This is a genomic window from Comamonas sp. C11, assembly GCF_024496285.1.
Taxonomy (GTDB): domain Bacteria; phylum Pseudomonadota; class Gammaproteobacteria; order Burkholderiales; family Burkholderiaceae_C; genus Comamonas; species Comamonas testosteroni_F.
In genome coordinates this window covers 1372100-1391877 of sequence record NZ_CP101743.1, presented here as the reverse complement: position 1 = coordinate 1391877, position 19778 = coordinate 1372100, and the positions used below count along the sequence as shown (strand labels likewise).

Sequence of the window (19778 nt, the reverse complement as noted above, 5' to 3'; positions counted from 1 at the left end):
TGAAACACCCGCAAGAATATCGCCAATTCATGCACTCCAGATGACTGGGGCCAGGTCAGACAGCCATACTTGCACAGCACTTGACAGCCGCTCTCTTCCGACGCTCTTCTTCTCATGCCCAAGACCTCACGCTTCTGGAGCCCCCGCCGCATCGCGGCAGCACTCGGCCTGGCCTTGCTGCTGGCGCTTGCGATCTGGGGCATGCGCGAGCTCGATGCCAGGCAGCGGGTCTGGATTTTTCAGCCCAGCGACCGCAGCTGGCCTGGAGCCAACACTGCCGGCATGCAGGAACAATGGATAGCGTTTCGCAGCCGCGATGGCAGCGCCGCCAGGCTGCACGCCCTCTGGATGCCATCCAGCGATGCACGAGCCCCGCTGCTGCTGTTTCTGCATGGAGCGCGCTGGAATGTGACGGGCTCCTCGCCACGCATACGGCGCCTGCAGGCCATGGGCTTTTCGGTGCTGGCCGTGGACTACCGCGGCTTTGGCAAGAGCAGCCCGGCCCTGCCCTCGCAGGCCTCGGCCGCCGAGGATGCGCGCGCCGCCTGGGACTGGCTGGGCCGACAGGCCGCAGGCAGGCCGCGCTATATCTTCGGCCACTCGCTGGGCGGCGCCGTCGCCATCGACCTGGCCAGCTCCGTCAAGGACGAAAGCGGGGTGCTGGTCGAGTCCACCTTCACCAGCATTCCCGATGTGTTCGACTCCATGCGCTGGGGCTGGTTGCCCGTGAACTGGTTGATCACGCAGCGTTTCAACTCGGTAGGCAGAGTGGCGGACATCGGCTCGCCGCTGCTGGTCGTGCACGGCACGGCAGACCCGCTGATTCCGGCCCGGCTGGGCCAGCAGCTGTTCGATGCGGCGCGCGAGCCCAAGCGCCTGATCCTGGTCGAGGGCGCCAGCCATCACAACACCCAGTCCAAGGCACTGGTGCAATATCGCCAGGCACTGCATGAGCTGTTCGGCCTGAATCCGCGCTGAGCGGCATCGCCACATACTGTCTCGTCAGCATACGGATCAATGGGCAGGTTCTGCTAGTCTGTCTGGCTATGTCTGCTCCGCCTGCCCTGAACTCAGAACCAAATCGCGCTCAATCCCTTGGTGAGCAAGCGCAGAGCGCTCCTGAATCTGCAGTCTTCGTGATTCTCACTCTGGGGCTGCTGCTCGGTCTTCAGCCGCTGGCAACCGACCTCTATCTGCCTGCCCTGCCTCAGCTGCAGCAGGGCTTTGGCGCCCATGTCTCGCAGGCCCAGCTGACGCTGACCGGCTTTTTGCTGGCCTTTGGCTGCTCGCAGATTCTCTGGGGCCCGCTGTCGGACCGGCTGGGCCGCCGTCCGGTCCTGCTGCTGGGCATCAGCGGCTATGTGATCGCAGCGCTGGGCTGCGCCAGCGCCCAGAGCATGGAGACCTTGATTGCCTGGCGCAGCCTGCAAGGCGCCGCCCTGGGCGCCGGTGTGATGTGCGCGCGTGCCGTGGTGCGCGATCTCTATGCCCCGCATATGGGCGCGCAAGTCATGTCCAAGGCGCTGACGGGCCTGGGCGTGCTGGCCTTTCTGGCCCCCATCAGCGGCAGCTTGCTCGTAGGCTGGCTGGGCTGGCGCTCCACCATGCTGGCCCAGGCCTTCATGGGCTGCCTGGCCTGGCTGCTGGTGGTGCTGCGCTTCAGGGAGTCGATTCCCCAGCGCAACCCGCAGGCGCTGCAACTTGGCAATCTGCTGCACACCTGGTCGCGCATTGTGCGCAACCCCATGTTCCAGGCCTACAACCTGCTGACCTGCTTCAGCTATGCAGGCCTGTTCACCAACCTGGCTGCCTCTTCGTTCACCTACATCAACGTGCTGCATATGGACCGTACGCAATACGGACTGATGCTGGGCGGCAACGCGCTGTGCTATATCGCCGGCACCTTTGCCTGCCGCCGTCTGCTGCGCAGCATGAGCGTGCAGCGCGCCGTGGCCGTGGCGGGGGTGTTGTCGCTGACGGCCGGCTCCATCATGGGCCTGGCGGCCCTGGTCGATCTGCGCAGCATCTGGGCCTATGCCCTGCCCTTCTGTCTCTACCAGATCGCCCACGGCATTCACATGCCCTGCGGACAAAGCAATGCCATCGCGCCCTTCCCCCAGGCAGCGGGTACGGCCTCGGCCATCAACGGCCTGGTGATGATGCTCATGGCGTTTGTCATGGGGCATTGGCTGGGACTGAATCTGGATGCAGACTCGACCATGCCGCTGGCCTTCGGCATCTGGTTCTGGTCGGCCTGCACGGCCATCACGGCATGGACGCTGGTACAGCGTTTTGGCATCAGCAAATCATGATTTGAAATAAGATGATTAGGTTATTTAAAAACCAGTTTTTATTATTTTTCTTTTTATAGAGATTTTTTGAGAATGCCTGGACTGGCCAACGCGCCGCACTTTTTGTGATCTCCAGCCATGCATTCCCGCCGCTTCTTCCTGCAGCAATCGCTGCTCGCCGCCAGCTCCGCTGGCTTCTCCTTGAACTCTCTGGCCAAGGCAGCCGAGATCTCCGCCGTCCCTCAGGCCAGCCGCATCCTGGTGGGCTTTGGCGCAGGCGGCGGCATCGATCTGCTGGCACGCGTGCTGGCCGAAAGCATCGCCGCACAACTGGGCAAGAGCCACTATGTGGTGGTGGACAACAAGCCCGGCGCCAACGGACAGATTGCCGCACAGACGCTGCTCAACGCCCCCAGCGACGGCAGCACCTATCTGATCGCGCCGCTGATCACCCCGGTGCTCTCGCAGATCGTCTACAAAAAGCCCGGCTACGATCCTGCGCGCGACTTCTCTCCGGTGGGCCTGCTCGCGCATTTCCAGTTCGGGCTGGCCGTCCCCGCAAGGCATCCGGCGCGCAATATTCAGGAATACGTGGCCTGGCTCAAGGCCAATCCCGACAAAGCCAACTTCGGCAGCCCTGCCGTAGGCAGCCTGCCGCATTTCTTTGGACTGCTGCTGGGCGAAGCGGCCGGCGTCAACATCGTGCATGTGCCCTACAAGGGTGGCCCGGCCATGATGACCGATCTGATCAGTGGCCAGCTGGCCTCCGCCATACAGACCACCAGCGAGCTCGCTCCGCTGCACAAGGAAGGCAAGGTGCGCATTCTGGGCACCTTCGGCAGCCAGCGCGGTCGCGAACTGCCCGATGTGCCGACCTTTGCCGAAGCCGGCTACCCCAAGGCCACAGGCAGCGGCTGGTACAGCCTGTGGGCACGCAAAGGCACTTCGCCCGAAGCCATTGCCACCGTCAATCGCGCCGTCAACCACGCGTTGCTGGACCCCAAGCTGCAGCCCAAATGGGCGGAGCTGTCCCTGCAGCCCGACCCGCGCACGCCGCAGGCGCTGGAGCAGCTGCGCGTGGCCGAAGTCGCCAAGTGGCGTCCCGTGATCGCCAACTCCGGCTTTGCCATCGAATAAGCAAGGCGAAGAACTCATGACCGCACCGAACATCGTTTTCATCCTCGCCGACGATCTGGGCTGGGCCGACCTGGGCGTCTATGGCGCCACCGATTTCAAGACCCCGCATCTGGACCGGCTTGCTGCCCAGGGCGTGCGCTTCAATCAGGCCTATGCCAACTCGGCCGTCTGCTCGGCCACACGCATTGCGCTGATCACCGGACGCTATCAGTACCGGCTGCAGGCCGGACTCGAAGAGCCGCTGGCACGCCATGGCGCGCAACTCGGCCTGCCGGCCGATCACCCCACGCTGCCATCGCTGCTCAAGCAGGCCGGCTACGACACGGCATTGATCGGCAAATGGCATCTGGGCAAGCCGCCCGCCTATGGCCCGCAGCGCAGCGGCTACGACTATTTCTTCGGCAACCACAGCGGTGCCATCGACTACTTCACGCACAAGCCCGGCGTGGGCGAACAGTTCAGCCCCGACCTCTGGCAAGGCGACGAGCCCGTGCAGCGCACGGGCTACTACACCTACATCCTGGGGGATGAAGCCACGCGCTATGTGCATGAGCGCAGGGGTCAGGACAAGCCTTTTTTCCTGTCGCTGCACTTCACGGCGCCGCACTGGCCCTGGGAAGGGCCTGACGACGAGCATGTCGCTCACAGCATCAAGGATCTGTTTCACTACGACGGCGGCAGCCTGAAGAAATACGGCGAAATCGTCGAGGCTCTGGACAAGGCCGTGGGCCAGGTGCTGCAGGCGCTCGATGACAGCGGCCTGGGCGACAACACCATCGTCATCTTCACCAGCGACAACGGTGGCGAACGCTTTTCCAAGACCTGGCCTTTCACCGGCCAGAAAACCGAGCTGCTGGAAGGCGGCATCCGCGTACCTACGCTGCTGCGCTGGAGCGCCCGCATCCAGCCCCAGGTCCAGGAGCAGGTCACGGCCAGCTTTGACTGGCTGCCCACGCTGCTGGCCGCAGCAGGCGCCAGACCTCACCCCGACTTCCCCAGCGACGGCCAGAACATCCTGCCCATTCTGGAGGGCACTGCAGCCAATACCGAGCGCAGCCTGTTCTGGCGCTACAAATCCCAGGCCCAGCGTGCCGTGCGCCGGGGTCCCTGGAAATACCTCAAGATCAACGACAACGAGTTTTTGTTCAATGTGGAGGAGGACGCCCGCGAGCGCGCCAATCTCAAGGAGCATCAGCCAGAAATCTTTGCCGGACTGCGCAGGCAATGGGAGGAGTGGAACGAGCAGTTGCTGCCGATCACGGCTGAAAGCTACAGCCACGGCCTCTCGCCCGATATTCAGGCCGACCGCTATGTGCCGGCACGACTGAGCCAGGGCTAGGCGAAGCAGGTCACTAAGTCCCGCCGCTGCCGCAAGGCGGCAGGCTGCGTTATCCTTGACGACCAGCAAGAACCAATGACCGACGGTCATTGGTTCTTGTGCTTTGACCTGTACGGATTTCGCCCCATGACTGCTGCCCACGCCCTGCCCTGTATCGCCATTGCTGGCCCCACTGCTTCGGGCAAGACTGCGGCAGCGCTGGCATTGGCCGAGCGGCTGGCGCAACGCGGTCAGAAGGCCGAGATCATCAGCGTGGATTCGGCCCTGGTCTACAAAGGCATGGACATAGGCACGGCCAAGCCCACGGCGGCAGAGCTGGCCGCCGTCCCGCATCACCTCATCGACATCATCGATCCGCTGCAGGCCTATAGCGCGGCCGAGTTCGTGCGGGACACGCAGACCCTGGTTGCCGAAATCCGTTCCCGCCAGGCCATACCTCTGCTGGTGGGCGGCACCATGCTGTACTTCAAGGCGCTGATGGACGGGCTGGACGATATGCCCGCTGCCAACCCCGAAGTGCGCGCCATGCTGGACGCGCAGGCCGCCGAGCTCGGCTGGCCCGTCATGCATGCCAGACTGGCCGAGGTGGACCCCGTCACGGCAGCACGCCTGGCCCCCGGCGACAGCCAGCGCATTCAGCGCGCGCTGGAGGTCTGGCATGTGTCGGGGAAGCCGCTTTCGAGCTTTCACACGACCAAGAGCAAGGCAGGTCCCGCAGAGCAGATGGGCGTTACCGCGCTTTTCTCGCTGGAGCCTGCAGAGCGAGCCTGGCTGCACCAGCGCATTGCGCTGCGCTTTGACCTGATGCTGGAGCAAGGCTTCCTCGACGAAGTGCGCCACCTGCGCGCGCGCGGCGATCTGCATCTGAACCTGCCCTCCATGCGCTGCGTGGGCTATCGCCAGGCCTGGGAAGTGCTGGACGCTCTGGAGGCCGATCCCGGCAAGCCACTGGACATGGCAGGCCTGCGCGAGCGCGGCATCGCCTCCACACGCCAGCTGGCCAAGCGCCAGATCACCTGGCTGCGCTCCATGCCCCAGCGCCATGCCATTGCCTGCGATGCACCGGGCGCCCAGCAGCAACTGCTGGATGCAGCCATGGCCGCCATTGACGCAGCGCAGCAAGGCACCAGCTAAGAACTACACCCGTAGCCGCCCATCGTTAAGATCGCTGCATGGCTGCCACCGACTCATCCCACGCACATCCGCTGCTGCAGGTCAGCGACCTTGCCAAACGCTATGGCGAGGCGGATGCGCAGTCCACGGTCTTCGAGCAGGTGAGCTGCGAGATCGCTGCCGGCGAGTTTGTCGCCATCGTCGGCAACTCCGGCGTGGGCAAGTCCACCTTTCTCAACTGCCTGGCCGGGCTGGACAGCTGGCAGCAAGGCCGGGTTCTGCACAGCGGAACTGATCTGTCCACGCTCGATGAAGCCCGGCGCGCCATCTGGCGGCGCGCGCATCTGGGCTTTGTGTTCCAGGCCTTTCATGTCCTGCCCCATCTCGATGTGGCGCAGAACATTGCCCTGCCGCTGATGCTGCTGGGCCGCATGGACGGCCAGGGTCAGCAGCGCGTGCAGCAGGTGCTGCAAGCCGTGGGACTCGCTGGTCTGGGCCAGCGCCTGCCCCAGCAGCTCAGCGGCGGCCAGCTGCAGCGCGTGGCCATAGCGCGTGCACTGGTGCATTCACCGCCTCTGCTGCTGGCCGATGAGCCCACGGGCAATCTCGACCCGTCCACTGCCCAGCAGATCATGGATTTGCTGCTGCAGCAAACCCGCGACAACGGCACGGCCCTGGTGCTGGTCACCCATTCCGCAGAAGCGGCCAGACGAGCCGACCGCGTGCTGCGGCTGACGGCAGGCGGCATGCAGGCCGAACTCTCGGTGTCGCAGCAAACATCGTTAGGCCTGTGACTTCACGCCCCCCGCTGCTTCTGCTGCTGACCAGCTTCTCCTGGCAGGAGCTGCGCCAGCATCCCTGGCGCACGGCTACGGCGCTGATTGCCATCATGCTGGGCGTGGCGCTGGGCTTTGCCGTCCATGTGATCAACCAGTCGGCGCTGGACGAATTCTCCAGGGCGGTGCGCAGCGTCAACGGCCAGCCCGATCTTCAGCTGCACGCCATGCAGGGTGGCCTGCCGCTGGCACTCTATCCGCAGGTGGCGCAGGTCCGGGGCGTCGCCAGCGCCGTACCCTGGGTCGAAACCACTGTGTTGCTGCCCGGCGGCGCTGCAGATTTGCAGACGCGCGGCACGCAAGGGGCAGCGCAGGGCGTGAGCTTGCGCGTGCTCGGCAGCGATGCCCTCAAACTGGCACCTGTCGCCCCGGCCCTGATGCCGCGCCTGTTTGAAGGTGGTGACCGGCTGGATCTGTTTGCACCCGATGCCGTGTTTCTCAATGCTGCAGCCTTGCAGGCCCTGAGACTGAGTCCTGAACAAGCTGTCAACGCACCCATGCAATGGTTGCTCAATGGCCAGGCCCAGCAGTTGCGCATTGCAGGCACGGTCGCCGCCAGCGGCGCACCGGTCGCAGTCATGGACATTGCCGCACTGCAGCAGAAGCTCGGCCTGTTTGACCGCATCGACCGGCTGGACCTATTGCTGACCGACAGCGCCAGCCGCAGCCAGGTGGCCACCGCCCTGCACGCACTGGCGGCCTGGCAAGACCAGATACTGATCCAGCAGCCCAGCGACGATCAGCAGCGCGTGGGCGAGATGTCGCGCGCCTATCGCGTCAACCTCACTGTGCTGGCCCTGGTGGCCTTGTTCACGGGAGCGTTTCTGGTGTTCTCGGTGCTGGCGCTCAGCGTGGCACAGCGCGCGCCGCAGTTTGCGCTGCTGGCCGTGCTGGGGGCCACTCCACGCCAGCGCATGGCACTGGTGCTGCTGGAAGCGCTGGCGCTGGGGACTCTGGGCAGCCTGGCCGGTATCGCGCTGGGTACGGCACTGGCCTGGCTGGCGCTGCAGGTGCTGGGCGGCGATCTGGGCGGCGGATTCTTTGCCGGCGTGCAGCCTGCCCTTCACTGGAGCCCTGTGGCGGCGCTGGTATTTGGCCTGCTTGGCCTTGCCGCCACGCTGGCCGGTGCCTGGTGGCCCGCACGCGCCGCCATGGATCTGCCGCCTGCGGCCACACTCAAGGGACTGGGCAGCACGCATGAGAGAGCGCCGCGCCTGTGGCCCGCTGTGACACTGCTTGCAGCCAGCCTGATGCTGGCCTTTATGCCACCGGTGGCAGGTGTCCCGCTGGCCGCCTATATGGCCGTGGGCCTGCTGTTGCTGGGCGGCATGGCAGCCCTGCCCTGGCTGCTGGGTGTGGTGCTGGGACTGATGCCCGACGCCTTCACGCGCCAACCGCTGGCCATGCTGGCGCTGGAGCGCGCGCGGCGCATGCGCCACGCCACTACCGTGGCCGTGGGCGGTGTGGTGGCCAGCCTGAGCCTGGCCGTGGCCCTGACGGTGATGGTCACCAGCTTTCGCGGCAGCATGATGGAGTGGCTGGACGCCGTTTTGCCCGCCCCCATGTATGTACGCGCGGCCGGCGGCTCCAGCCGTGTCGATGCAGCCCTGCTGCCGGCCGATGCGGCGCAGCGCCTGGAGCAGCTACCCGGCATAGAACGAGCACAGGCCATGCGCAGCAGCCAGCTGGTACTCAGCCCCGAACGTCCGGCCCTGAGTCTGCTGATTCGCCCGCTTCAAGGTGAGCAGGCCATGCAGCTTCCCTGGGTGGAGGGGCCGCTGCGCCAGCCCCGCGCGGGCATCGCCGTGCACATCAGCGAAGCCGTAGCCCAGCTCTATGGCTTGAAGCCCGGCGACAGCTGGCCACTGCTTTCCAAGGCTTTCAGCCTTCAAACCCATGACCACCAAGCGTCAGAAGCTTCTTTTTACATAGCATCCGTATGGCGCGACTATGTGCGTCAGTTCGGTGCCGTGGCACTGGACTGGAAGGACTATCTGGCGCTGGTAGGAAAGGCAGGCAATGCAGCGCAGATCAGCGAGATCGCCGTCTGGCCGGAGTCCCAAAGCATGCTGTCTGGCGCCGATCTGCAAGCAGCAATAGAGCAGGCACTCGGCACGCCGGGGCAGTCGCCCCCTGCGCTGGAGTTTGTCAGCAGCCAGACGCTGCGCGAGCGTTCCTTGCGCATTTTCGATCGCAGCTTTGCCGTCACCTACTGGCTGCAGGCTGTGGCCATAGGCATAGGCCTGTTCGGCATTGCCGCCAGCTTCAGCGCCCAGGTGCTGGCCAGGCGCAAGGAGTTCGGGCTGCTGGCCCATCTGGGCCTGACACGCCGCAATGTGCTGAGCGTGGTCGCCGCCGAGGGCCTGGCCTGGACCCTGCTGGGCACCATTGCGGGCACGCTGCTGGGCCTGGGCGTGGCGGTGATCCTGGTGCATGTGGTCAATCCGCAGAGCTTTCACTGGACCATGGAGCTGCGCCTGCCCCTGCTGCGCCTGCTGGCGCTGGGCGCTGCCGTGGTGCTGGCAGGCGTCATCACCGCCTGGCTGGCCGGGCGCCGGGCAGCCAGTGCCGACGCGGTGCTGGCCGTCAAGGAGGACTGGTAGCTATACCTGCACCCCTGTCAGCGTTTTTCACATGATTGCGCCATGGCGCGGCGCACAATGAAACCTCAACCCCTGCGAGGAGTTCGTATGCAAATCCAGCCCTATCTCTTTTTCGACGGTCGCTGCGAAGAGGCCCTGGATTTCTACCAGGCCGCTCTGGGGGCCGAGATCACCATGCTGATGCGCTACAAGGATGCTCCTCCGCAACCCGAGTCATCGAGCCAGCAAGGCTGCGGCCCGGGCCAGATGGATCCCGAAAAAATCATGCACGCCAATGTGCAGATTGGCGAGACGCAGATCATGGCATCTGACGGCATGAACAGCGGCAAGCCGGATTTCAAAGGCTTTTCTCTGTCCATCACCGCGCCCAGCGAGAATGAGGCCGACCGCATCTTTGCCGCCATCGGCCAGGGCGGCAAGGTACAGATGGCGCTGGACACCACGTTTTTTGCGCGTCGTTTTGGCGTGGTGACCGACCGCTTCGGAGTCAGCTGGATGGTGATCGTTCCCCTGATCGACATTGGCTGAGGCAGCGCAAAGCAGCACCGGAGATCATGGCATTGCCCTGATCGGCTGGGCGACAATGGGCCATGCCTTATCAGCCCACGACCTCCCAGCCTCAGCAACCGGCACTGCCGGCCCTGTCACGCAGGCAGTCCCTGCAGACGCTGGCAGCTGCCGGTCTGGGCTGGGCTACCCTGGGCCTGCCTCTGCCAGGCATGGCTTTGCCGCTCAAGACCCTGCAGTTCCCGCGCGACTTCGGCAGCCACCCTGATCTGCAGACGGAGTGGTGGTACATCACAGGGCAGTTGCAGGCCGGCGGCAAGCCCTGGGGCTTTCAGCTGACTTTCTTTCGCTCGCGCATCGAAGCCGCGCAAGGCCTGCAATCGGCGCTCGCGGCCAAGCAGCTGATCTTCGCCCATGCGGCCCTGTGCGATGTCGAGGGCCAAAAGCTGCGCCACGACCAGCGCATGGCGCGTGCGGGACTGGGCCTGGCCGGAGCCGGCGAAAACGATACCGATGTGCATATCAACGACTGGTATCTCCAGCGTCAACCCGTAAAAGGACGAAGCGCCAGCGAAGCCTGCCGCTACAGAGCTTTGCTGAGCAGCCAGGACTTCATACTGGATCTTGAATTTGACAGCACGCAGCCACTGCTGCTGCAGGGCTTGAATGGTCTTTCACGCAAAGGCCCGCGTGAGGAACAGGCCAGCTACTACTACAGCCAGCCCCAGCTCAAGGTCGGCGGCTCCATCACCGTGGCCGGCCAGTCGCTGGCTGTGCAAGCCAGCGCACACAACCGCGCCTGGCTGGACCATGAATGCAGCGCGGCCATCATGGACCCGGAGGCTCAGGGTTGGGACTGGATAGGCATGAACCTCGATGACGGCAGCGCCCTCACGGCCTTTCATCTGCGCCGACGCAATGGCTCGGCGCTCTGGGCCGGTGGTTCATTCCGCGCGCCAAACCAGAACGCGCAAATCTTTGCCGCCGATCAGGTACGGTTCGAACCGCTGCGCCGCTGGAGCAGCCCGCACAGCAAAGCAAGTTACCCTGTGGCCTGGAGCGTGCAGACACCGGCGGGCCGTTTCGAGGTTCATGCGCTGGTGGACGACCAGGAACTGGACAGCCGCGCCAGCACCGGCGCCATTTACTGGGAGGGTCTGTGCGAGCTGCGCAGCATAGGCGCCGACGGCAAAAGCGTCCGCGTGGGCAACGGCTACCTGGAAATGACCGGCTATGCGAATGCGCTAAGGCTTTAGGGCCTGGGGCTCGCACACCAGAGCGCCGAGCTGATCGAGCAGCAGCTGGAGATGGCGCTCGCGCAAGTTCTCACCCAGCAGATCGACCTGCAGCAGGCTCTGCCAGGTTGCCGCATGATCCACGCGAAAGCCCGATAGGGCAGAAATCAGATAGTGGACATCGACAGCGTTCGGCTGCTCCCTGAACAGGCCCTGCGCCACGCCGCGCTGCAGGATGCGCTCGATAGGCTCCAGCGCCGCCTTGCGCAGCAGCTCGATCTTGGAGATCTGGCCCAGCATCTCGCCGCCCTGGAAATTCTCCTGCAGCACCAGACGCGTGAACTCCCGGTTCTGCTCGTGATACTCAAAGCTCTTGCGCGCAAGCGCATGCAGCGCCTGCAAGGGCTCCAGCGCATCGAGATTGAGCAGCTCCTCGGACTCGCGGATATCCGAGTAGCTCTGTTCTATGACCGCGAGATACACATCCTTCTTGTTACCGAAGTAGTAGTAGAGCATGCGCTTGGCGCAGCCCGCCTTGGCGGCAATGCGTTCCAGCCGCGCTCCGTCATAGCCGTAATTGGCAAACTCGGTCTTGCCCGCGTCCAGCAGGGCTCGGCGCATATCGGCCGATGCCGCGTCTGCCGAAGGCTGCTGGCTCAGTGAATTTTCAGGACCTTGCTGCTCGCTCACGACCACATCTCCATTGATTCAAGCGCGCCAGCGTAACACGCAGCGCAGGCGTGAAAAAAGGCCCCCATGCTTCCAACTGCGTGTGGTCGGGGGCGCCTTTCATCTTGGGGCTGCCCGGCGATGAAAAAAGCCATGGCTCTGACGAGCCATGGCTGTTCGGTCCAATGCATCCGTGCTTATTTGCCGCTATCCGGCAGCGCGTAGGCAATCACATAGTCGCCGCGGTCGGGCGACTGACGGGCACCGCCGGCCGAGATGACCACATATTGCTTGCCAGTCCTGGGCGACTTGTAAGTCATGGGGCCGCCCTGGCTGCCCACAGGCAGACGGCCCTTCCAGATTTCCCTGCCGGTGGCGCTATCCCAGGCACGCAGATAGTAATCCTGCGTACCGGCAAAGAACACCAGACCGCCCTGGGTCGCCAGCGTACCGCCCAGTGTGGGCACGCCAACAGGCATGGGCGCGCGCATCTTGATGCCCATGGGGCCTTGATCCTGCACGGTGCCCACGGGCACCTGCCAGACCACTTGCTGGGTCTTCATGTCGATGGCGGTCAGCGTGCCGAACGGAGGCTTCTGGCAAGGAATGCCCAGAGGCGACATGAAGCGGTCCTTGATCACCGCATAGGGAGTGCCGCCCAGCGGCACCTGACCCATGCCGGTGTTGGGCGCTTCACCGCCGTCGGACAGCTTGTCCTTTTTCTGCTGGGGCATCATCTGCACCCACAGGCCCAGACGCATGTCGTTCACAAAGATCAGATTGTTGCCGGGGTCCGCAGACAGGCCGCCCCAGTTCATGCCGCCCAGCGAACCCGGGAAGCTCAGCGACACATCGGTGCCAGGCGCGGTGAACAGGCCTTCATAGCGCATGGACTTGAACTTGATGCGGCAGATCAGCTGATCCACCGGCGTCGCACCCCACATATCGGCTTCGGTCAGGGTCTTGGTGCCGATCTGCGGCATGCCCACGGACAGGGGTTGGGTCGGGGCGTACTTTTCGCCGGGAATATGACCGGGCTTGACGGCAATGTCTTCCACCTTGGTCAGCGGCTTGCCGCTGTGGCGGTCCAGCACGAAGATCTGACCGGCCTTGGTACCGACCACCAGCGCTGGCGTCGTCTTGCCGTCCTGCAAAGGGAAATCGATCAGTGTGGGAGCCATGGGAAGGTCGAAGTCCCACAAGTCGTTGTGCACGGTCTGATACACCCATTTCTCCTTGCCCGTGGCAGCATCCAGCGCGAGGATGGAGGCACCGTACTTCAGGTCCGCTGCAGAGCGCGTGGCGCCATACAGGTCCACCGAAGCCGATCCCATGGGCAGGTACACCGTATTGGAACTCGGGTCGTAGGTCGTTCCCGCCCAGACATTGGCCGATGAGCGGGTGTAGGTCTCGCCGGGTTTGAGCACTTCATTGGGCGTAGCCGAGCCGGAGTCGAACGCCCAGCGCTGTGCGCCGGTCATCACATCGAAGCCGCGAATCACGCCACCGGGCATGTCCACCTGCACGTTGTCGGCCACGCGGCCGCCGACCACCACCGTGGTGCCGGCCACCGTGGGGGCCGATGTCTGGGTGTAGAAGGCGGGATTGGAGACATTGCCAATGCCCTGCTTGAGGTCGACCACGCCGTGATCGCCAAACTCGCCGCACAACTCGCCGTTGTCTGCGTTGATGGCAAACAGACGTGCATCGATGGTGTTCATGAGAATGCGGCGCTTGCAGGCAGCGCCGGCAGGCAGGCTCACCGCCTGCACAGGAGTCGATCCCGGCACGCTGGGCTGGACCAGTGCGGCATCCGCATCGAAGTAGGCCAGTCCGCGGCAGCGCTCCCACACACCGCCCACATGGGAGTTGGTGTCATGACGCCACAGCTGCTTGCCGGTATCGGCGTCCAGCGCAATCACGTTGTTGCTGGGCGTGCAGACAAACACCTTGTCGCCCACCTGCAGCGGTGTGGTCTGGTCTTCAGCCCCGGCGCCTGTGGACTTGGGTACGTCGCCAGTGCGAAAAGTCCAGGCCACCTGCAACTGGTTCACGTTGTCCACGTTGATCTGATCCAGCGCGGCAAAGCGGTCGTTGTTGCTGCTGTTGCCGTAATGGCTCCAGTCCTTTTGCTCGCTGGCCGCATCCACGGGCCTGCGTGCCACGGCAGACTGGGTCTGCACCTCGGGGTGAATCTGGAACATGGACACAAAGGCCGCCATGCCAGCCACCAGCATGACCGCCGCTGCAGCAAATGGCAGCTTGCTGGACGATGCCTTGCCCGGCTCACCAGCACTACGTAGCAAGGGCATGCTGGCCAGCACCACCACGGCAGCGAAGGTCAGCGCCAGCAGACGCGAAATCAGGCTCCAGTAATCCAGACCCACTTCGGCCAGTGCCCACAACACGGTCGCGCCGAAAGTGCCCAGGTAGAACCATGCGCCGCTGGCTCGGCGGCGAACCAGTTGCACACCGGACAGCAGCAGCCCCAGGCCAGCGAGCAAAAAGTACCAGCTGCCGCCCAGGCTGATGAGCTTGCCACCACCTATCAAGAAGAACAGGCCGGCAAGCGCCAGCGCCGCCCCCAGAACCCAGAGCCAGATGCGCGCGGCCAAGGGCTGCGCCTGCTCCCGATGTGTCATATCGAACCTCGAACTGTATGCGCCTGCACGCGCACCGGCATCCGGCTGCACTCAGGCATTTTTTGAAATGAGAAAAAAAGTCCATTGTTGTGAGAAATAAAGTCCATCGCTTGCAAACGTGTACCAGCAGTTTCAGAAATCTCTGAAAATTACCCTCCCCTGAACTGAGTCATGGCAATAAAAAAGGCCGCAGATGCGGCCTTGGAAGGGAGAGTGAAGCGCCTTATTTGCGACGTTGCAGCCAGGCGATCAGCTCGCCCATGATGCCCTTGCGGAACAGCAGCACACACAGCACAAAGATCAGGCCGGTGACGATGGTGACCGACTCGCCCAGCGTGCCAAACCATTCCACTCCCGTGGTGTGTGCAAGAAAGGTACCGAACTCGCCGATCTTGTTTTCCAGCGCCACGACGACGGCCGAACCCAGCAACGGACCGGAAAGCGTGCCCAGCCCCCCCATCAGCGTCATCAGGATCACATGGCCGGAGGTGGTCCAGTGCACATCGGACAAGGTGGCAAAGCCCAGCACCAGCGTCTTGAGCGAGCCCGCCAAACCTGTCAGTGCAGCCGAGATCACAAAGGCCAGCAGCTTGAAGCGGTTGACGTCATAGCCCAGCGAGATGGCTCGTGGCTCGTTTTCCTTGATGGCCTTGAGCACCTGCCCGAACGGCGAGTGAATGGTGCGCACGATGAGCAAAAAGGCCGCCGCCACGATGATCAGCGCCACGTAGTACATGACCAGATCGCTGCTCAGATCGATCACGCCGAACAGCTTGCCGCGCGGCACGCCCTGCAGGCCGTCTTCGCCGCCTGTGAACTTGGCCTGCAGCGCGACAAAGAACAACATCTGCGCCAGCGCCAGCGTGATCATGGAGAAATAAATGCCCTGCCGGCGAATGGCCAGCCAGCCAAAGATCAGGCCCAGCAGACCGCCGACCACCGTCCCCAGCAACATGCCGACTTCGGGCGTAAAGCCCCAGGCCTTGATGGTGTAGCCCGCCACATAGGCCGCGCCGCCCAGAAACGCGGCGTGGCCGAAGGACAGCAGACCCGTATAGCCCAGCAAGAGATTGAAGGCCGAAGCAAACAGTGCAAAGCACATCAGCTTCATGACAAAAACCGGATAGGCACCGAGGAAGGGCGCGACGATCAGGCCCAGCAGCAGCAGGCCATAGCCCACGGGGGCAATGCGTTGAACAAGCGTCTTGGATTTCATGTCGTGCCCTTCTTATTTTTCTTTACCGAACAAGCCAGCGGGGCGAATCAGCAAAACAATGACCATGATGAAAAACACGACGGTGGACGATGCTTCGGGCCAGAAAACCTTGGTCAGCCCTTCGATGACGCCCAGCGCCAGACCGGTGAGGATGGAGCCCATGATGGAGCCCATGCCGCCGATCACCACCACGGCAAACACCACGATGATCAGGTTCTGCCCCATCAGCGGCGTGACCTGGTAGACGGGAGCGGCCAGCACGCCGGCAAAAGCCGCCAGCGCCGCACCGAAGGCATAGGTCAGCGTGATCATCACGGGCACGTTGACGCCGAAAGCCTCGACCAGGCGCGGGTTTTCGGTGCCGGCACGCAGATAGGCACCGATGCGCGTCTTCTCGATCACAAACCAGGTTGCCACGCACACCACGATGGAAGCCACGACCACCCAGGCACGGTAATTGGGCAGGATCATGAAGCCCAGATTGGTCGCGCCTTCAAGCAGCTCGGGCGTGTCATAGCCCAGGCCCGAGACGCCATATACGGAGCGGAACACCCCCTCGATCAGCAGCGACAGCCCCAGCGTCAGCAGCAGGCCGTAGAGATGATCGAGCTTGTAGATCCAGCGCAGCAAGAAGCGCTCGATCAACACCCCCAGAATCCCCACCAGCACCGGCGACAGGATCAGCATCACCCAGTAGTTGATGCCGAAATAGCTCATGGCCATCCAGGTGCACATGGCCCCCAGCATGAACAGGGCGCCATGCGCAAAGTTGATGACATTGAGCAGGCCGAAGATCACGGCCAGGCCCAGACTCAGAATTGCGTAGAACGAACCGTTGACCAGCCCCAGAAGGAGCTGGCTCATCAGGCCGGGCAATGAAACGCCGAAGATTTCCATGAGAGATACGCTGGTGAGGGTGAGGTGTGCATCAAACCGGTAGCGCCATTACTTCCAGAGCGCGCACTTGGTTTCGGCCTTGGTGGTCCAGACCGTATCTGCAGGCAGCTTGGTCAGCACCTTGAGGTAGTCCCAGGGCTTGGTGGATTCGCTGGGCTTCTTGGCTTCGACCAGATACATATCGTGGGCGAAAGTGCCGTCGGGACGGATCACGCCCTTGCCGTAGAAGTCGTTGATGGGCGTGCTCTTGAGGTGGGCCATCACCTTGTCGGCATTGGTGGTCTTCACCGCTTCGACAGCCTTCAGATAGTTCATCACGGCCGAGTAGTCGGCGGCCTGCACATCGGTAGGCATGCGCTTGGTCTTGGCAAAGAACTTGTTGGCGAACTTGCGCGATTCGTCGTTCATGTCCCAGTACCAGCTGGTGGTGTGCAGCAGGCCTTCGGTGTTCTTCAGACCCAGGCTGTGGATGTCGGTCAGGAAGACCAGCAGACCGGCGGTCTTCATGGTCTTGTTGATGCCGAACTCCTTGGCGGCCTTGATGGCATTGATGGTGTCGCCGCCCGCATTGGCCAGACCCAGGATATGGGCCTTGGAGCTTTGCGCCTGCAGCAGGAAGGACGAGAAGTCCGAAGCATTGAGCGGATGCTTGACCGAGCCCAGCACCTTGCCGCCCTTGGCGTTGATGACCTTGGTGGTGTCGGCCTCCAGAGCCTGGCCGAACGCATAGTCGGCTGTCAGGAAGAACCAGTCCTTGCCGCCGCGATCCACCACCGCACCGCCCGTGCCCTTGGCCAGGGCCACGGTGTCGTAGGCGTAGTGCACGGTATAGGGGTTGCACTGCTCGTTGGTCAGCGCGGAAGAGCCCGCGCCGCTGTTGAAGTGAACGCGCTTTTTCTCGTTGGCGATCTGGGACACCGCCAGCGCCGTGCCGGAGTTGGTGCCGCTGAAGACCATGGAGATACCCTGCGTATCAATCCATTCGCGCACCTTGGAGGCAGCGATGTCGGCCTTGTTCTGGTGGTCTGCGCTGACCAGCTCGATGGGCTGGCCCAGGACCTTGCCACCGAAGTCGTCAATCGCCATCTGCATGGCGACCGCACCGTTCTTGCCCTCCACGTCGGCGTACAGGCTGGACATATCGGTGACGAAACCGATCTTCACCTTTTCCTGGGCCTGGGCCAAGGGGCTGGACAGACCGGCCACGGCCAGCATGCATGAGAGAACGCTCAGTTTTGCTTTCATCTTTATCTCCACGGGTTGGGTCTTTGTTATGAACGAATGGGAATTGCTTGCAGACTCAGACACCCAGCAGCTCGTTGAGCACGGACATCTTCTCGTCCAGTTCGCCGGCTCCGAAGCGCAAGGCGACATGGCCGTGCTCGACCACATAGAAGCGGTCTGCCAGCGGCGCGGCAAAGCGGAAGTTCTGCTCCACCATCACCACGGTGTAGCCCTTTTCGCGCAGCGTGGTGATCATGCGAGCCAGGGTCTGGACGATGACGGGGGCCAGGCCTTCGGAAATCTCGTCGAGCAGCAACAGGCGTGCGCCCGTGCGCAGAATGCGCGCCACGGCCAGCATCTGCTGCTCGCCGCCCGACAGGCGCGTGCCCTGGCTGTTCCTGCGCTCATAGAGATTGGGGAACATCTGGTAGATCTCGTCGATGCTCATCCCCGGCTCGCCGGTCTTGAGCGGCGGCGGCAGCATCAGATTCTCTTCACAGGACAGGCTGGAGAAAATGCCGCGCTCCTCGGGGCAGTAGCCCACGCCCAGGTGGGCGATCTTGTGCGTGGGCATGTGAACGGTTTCCACGCCGTTGATCCTGATCGAGCCCTTGCGCGAGCCGGTCAGCCCCATGATGGCGCGCAGCGTGGAAGTGCGCCCCGCGCCATTGCGGCCCAGCAGGGTCACCACCTCGCCGGGATTGACCACCAGGTCCATGCCGTGCAGCACATGGGACTCGCCATACCAGGCATTGAGTCCCGAAATTTCCAGCGCCGGAGTACTTGTCTTATTCATTGTTCATCTGATCTCAAAACTGGCACGAACCCAAGTCAGAAACACCAAGCAAGGGCCGCCCCGCAGCGATGGTGTTGTCCCCCTCAGGGGGACGCCGCGTGAGCGGCACAGGGGGAGCCACTAATGCGCCCCCTGAAGCTGCCCATCCGTGGTCCCCATATAGGCTTCCATCACCTGCGGATTGCGGGAAACCTCTTCGTAGCGCCCTTCAGCCAGAACGGCGCCGCGCTGCAGCACGGTGATGCGATCAGCGATGGTGGCGATCACCTTCATGTTGTGCTCCACCATCAGGATGGTGCGGCCGGCCGAGACCTTCTTGATGAGCTGCGTCACGCGGTCCACATCTTCGTGGCCCATGCCCTGCGTGGGTTCGTCCAGCAGCATCAGCTCGGGCTCCATGGCCAGCGTGGTCGCAATCTCCAGGGCACGCTTGCGACCATAGGGCAGGTTCACGGTGACTTCATCGGCCAGATCCTGCAGGCCGACTTCGGTCAGCAACTCCATGGCGCGGTCATTGAGCTGATTGAGCGTTTTCTCGCTGGTCCAGAACTGATAGGCCGTGCCCAGCTTGCGCTGCAGGCCGATACGCACGTTCTCCAGCAGGGTGCAGTGCGGAAACACGGCGGAAATCTGAAACGAGCGAATTACGCCGCGCCGCGCAATCTGCGCCGGCGCCTCGCGGGTAATGTCCAGCCCATTGAACTGGATGCTCCCGGAAGTGGGCTCCAGAAACTTGGTCAGCAGATTGAAGCAAGTGGTCTTGCCCGCGCCATTGGGTCCGATCAGCGCGTGAATGGAGCCACGCTGCACGGCCAGATCCACCTTGCTGACGGCGGTAAAGCCTTTGAACTCTTTGGTGAGTTGCCTGGTTTCGAGAATAAGGTCGCTCATGCGCTGGCCGTCAGTCCTGAATGCTGCAAAACAAAGAGGGGAGCAACTTGCTGTGCTTCCTCTGCCTGAGCGGCATCTTGGTCTTTCATGCTGCAGTGCCGCAGCGGGAAACTCCTAGGAATGAAGAGCCATCGGACTTATGCTTTCCCTAATCCTCCATAAAACAAATGGCAACAATAGAAGTAACTACAAACTTCAAACTCATCGCAACTGCAAGTCACGCCAGAGACAGCGGCATCCCCCCGGAATGTCAGCATCCACTTCGGAATGAGTAAAAAGCTTATGCCTTATATGTATTGCGCTATCAATATTAATAAAACTGGGCGAAATGCACCCCATGGCCCAGCGCTCCCCAGATTGGCCCTGATGCCGTAAACCCTGA

The 19778-nt window shown here is 63.1% G+C and carries 16 protein-coding genes; 9 read left to right on the top strand and 7 right to left on the bottom strand.

Going from position 1 to position 19778, the window contains the following annotated elements:
- The first annotated feature begins 114 nt into the window (after positions 1-114).
- From NOX35_RS06395 to NOX35_RS06355, 9 genes are all read left to right on the top strand, one after another.
- Positions 115-978 carry an alpha/beta hydrolase gene (locus NOX35_RS06395; protein WP_256496133.1) on the top strand — a complete coding sequence of 288 codons (864 nt, stop codon included), beginning with the start codon at positions 115-117 and terminating at the stop codon, positions 976-978.
- Between the two features lie 158 nt (positions 979-1136).
- Positions 1137-2312 (top strand): multidrug effflux MFS transporter, encoded by a 1176-nt coding sequence (locus NOX35_RS06390; RefSeq protein WP_256496131.1) that lies wholly within the window; start codon positions 1137-1139, stop codon positions 2310-2312.
- A gap of 117 nt (positions 2313-2429) precedes the next feature.
- On the top strand, positions 2430-3428 hold the full coding sequence (locus NOX35_RS06385) for a tripartite tricarboxylate transporter substrate-binding protein (protein ID WP_256496130.1): 999 nt from the start codon (positions 2430-2432) through the stop codon (positions 3426-3428).
- A 16-nt stretch (positions 3429-3444) separates the two neighbouring features.
- A complete protein-coding gene (locus NOX35_RS06380) occupies positions 3445-4767 on the top strand; it encodes a sulfatase (protein WP_256496129.1) in 1323 nt (440 codons plus the stop codon).
- 126 nt (positions 4768-4893) lie between these two features.
- Positions 4894-5901: a tRNA (adenosine(37)-N6)-dimethylallyltransferase MiaA gene (miaA, locus tag NOX35_RS06375; RefSeq protein ID WP_256496127.1), complete on the top strand. Its 1008-nt coding sequence runs from the start codon at positions 4894-4896 to the stop codon at positions 5899-5901.
- Between the two features lie 38 nt (positions 5902-5939).
- Positions 5940-6674: an ABC transporter ATP-binding protein gene (locus NOX35_RS06370; protein WP_182286044.1), complete on the top strand. Its 735-nt coding sequence runs from the start codon at positions 5940-5942 to the stop codon at positions 6672-6674.
- On the top strand, positions 6671-9319 hold the full coding sequence (locus NOX35_RS06365) for an FtsX-like permease family protein (RefSeq protein ID WP_256496125.1): 2649 nt from the start codon (positions 6671-6673) through the stop codon (positions 9317-9319). The genes NOX35_RS06370 and NOX35_RS06365 overlap by 4 nt, the downstream gene beginning before the upstream one ends.
- 87 nt (positions 9320-9406) lie before the next feature.
- Positions 9407-9847, top strand: coding sequence for a VOC family protein (locus NOX35_RS06360; RefSeq protein ID WP_063661540.1), 441 nt, complete (start codon positions 9407-9409; stop codon positions 9845-9847).
- Positions 9848-9909: 62 nt separating this feature from the next.
- Positions 9910-11082, top strand: a complete 1173-nt coding sequence (locus NOX35_RS06355; protein ID WP_256496122.1) for a carotenoid 1,2-hydratase — start codon at positions 9910-9912, stop codon at positions 11080-11082.
- Here the strand turns inward: NOX35_RS06355 and NOX35_RS06350 are convergent.
- The 7 genes from NOX35_RS06350 to NOX35_RS06320 form a co-directional block, all read right to left on the bottom strand.
- Entirely contained in the window at positions 11071-11751 is a 681-nt protein-coding gene (locus NOX35_RS06350) for a TetR family transcriptional regulator (protein ID WP_256496121.1), read from the bottom strand. The two genes, NOX35_RS06355 and NOX35_RS06350, sit on opposite strands and share 12 nt — an antisense overlap.
- 176 nt (positions 11752-11927) lie before the next feature.
- Complete coding sequence (locus NOX35_RS06345) at positions 11928-14372, bottom strand: membrane-bound PQQ-dependent dehydrogenase, glucose/quinate/shikimate family (protein WP_256496119.1); 2445 nt, start codon at positions 14370-14372, stop codon at positions 11928-11930.
- Between the two features lie 223 nt (positions 14373-14595).
- Positions 14596-15588, bottom strand: a complete 993-nt coding sequence (locus NOX35_RS06340) for a branched-chain amino acid ABC transporter permease (RefSeq protein ID WP_256496118.1) — start codon at positions 15586-15588, stop codon at positions 14596-14598.
- A gap of 12 nt (positions 15589-15600) precedes the next feature.
- Positions 15601-16485, bottom strand: coding sequence for a branched-chain amino acid ABC transporter permease (locus NOX35_RS06335; RefSeq protein ID WP_003057801.1), 885 nt, complete (start codon positions 16483-16485; stop codon positions 15601-15603).
- A 48-nt stretch (positions 16486-16533) separates the two neighbouring features.
- Positions 16534-17730 carry an ABC transporter substrate-binding protein gene (locus NOX35_RS06330; RefSeq protein WP_034378762.1) on the bottom strand — a complete coding sequence of 399 codons (1197 nt, stop codon included), beginning with the start codon at positions 17728-17730 and terminating at the stop codon, positions 16534-16536.
- Positions 17731-17785: 55 nt separating this feature from the next.
- The gene (locus NOX35_RS06325) at positions 17786-18505 is read right to left on the bottom strand and encodes an ABC transporter ATP-binding protein (protein WP_182286039.1); all 720 of its coding nucleotides are present in this window, start codon (positions 18503-18505) and stop codon (positions 17786-17788) included.
- 120 nt (positions 18506-18625) lie between these two features.
- On the bottom strand, positions 18626-19396 hold the full coding sequence (locus tag NOX35_RS06320) for an ABC transporter ATP-binding protein (RefSeq protein WP_003064407.1): 771 nt from the start codon (positions 19394-19396) through the stop codon (positions 18626-18628).
- Between the last annotated feature and the right edge of the window lie 382 nt (positions 19397-19778).

Excerpts from the sequence above, each read along its gene's own strand:
- NOX35_RS06325 (WP_182286039.1), bottom strand. The coding sequence starts at position 18,505 with ATGAATAAGACAAGTACTCCGGCGCTGGAAATTTCGGGACTCAATGCC.
- NOX35_RS06345 (WP_256496119.1), bottom strand. The coding sequence starts at position 14,372 with ATGACACATCGGGAGCAGGCGCAGCCCTTGGCCGCGCGCATCTGGCTC.
- NOX35_RS06385 (WP_256496130.1), top strand. The coding sequence starts at position 2,430 with ATGCATTCCCGCCGCTTCTTCCTGCAGCAATCGCTGCTCGCCGCCAGC.
- NOX35_RS06380 (WP_256496129.1), top strand. The coding sequence starts at position 3,445 with ATGACCGCACCGAACATCGTTTTCATCCTCGCCGACGATCTGGGCTGG.
- NOX35_RS06340 (WP_256496118.1), bottom strand. The coding sequence starts at position 15,588 with ATGAAATCCAAGACGCTTGTTCAACGCATTGCCCCCGTGGGCTATGGC.
- NOX35_RS06335 (WP_003057801.1), bottom strand. The coding sequence starts at position 16,485 with ATGGAAATCTTCGGCGTTTCATTGCCCGGCCTGATGAGCCAGCTCCTT.
- NOX35_RS06320 (WP_003064407.1), bottom strand. The coding sequence starts at position 19,396 with ATGAGCGACCTTATTCTCGAAACCAGGCAACTCACCAAAGAGTTCAAA.
- NOX35_RS06330 (WP_034378762.1), bottom strand. The coding sequence starts at position 17,730 with ATGAAAGCAAAACTGAGCGTTCTCTCATGCATGCTGGCCGTGGCCGGT.
- miaA (WP_256496127.1), top strand. The coding sequence starts at position 4,894 with ATGACTGCTGCCCACGCCCTGCCCTGTATCGCCATTGCTGGCCCCACT.
- NOX35_RS06370 (WP_182286044.1), top strand. The coding sequence starts at position 5,940 with ATGGCTGCCACCGACTCATCCCACGCACATCCGCTGCTGCAGGTCAGC.
- NOX35_RS06355 (WP_256496122.1), top strand. The coding sequence starts at position 9,910 with ATGCCTTATCAGCCCACGACCTCCCAGCCTCAGCAACCGGCACTGCCG.
- NOX35_RS06360 (WP_063661540.1), top strand. The coding sequence starts at position 9,407 with ATGCAAATCCAGCCCTATCTCTTTTTCGACGGTCGCTGCGAAGAGGCC.
- NOX35_RS06395 (WP_256496133.1), top strand. The coding sequence starts at position 115 with ATGCCCAAGACCTCACGCTTCTGGAGCCCCCGCCGCATCGCGGCAGCA.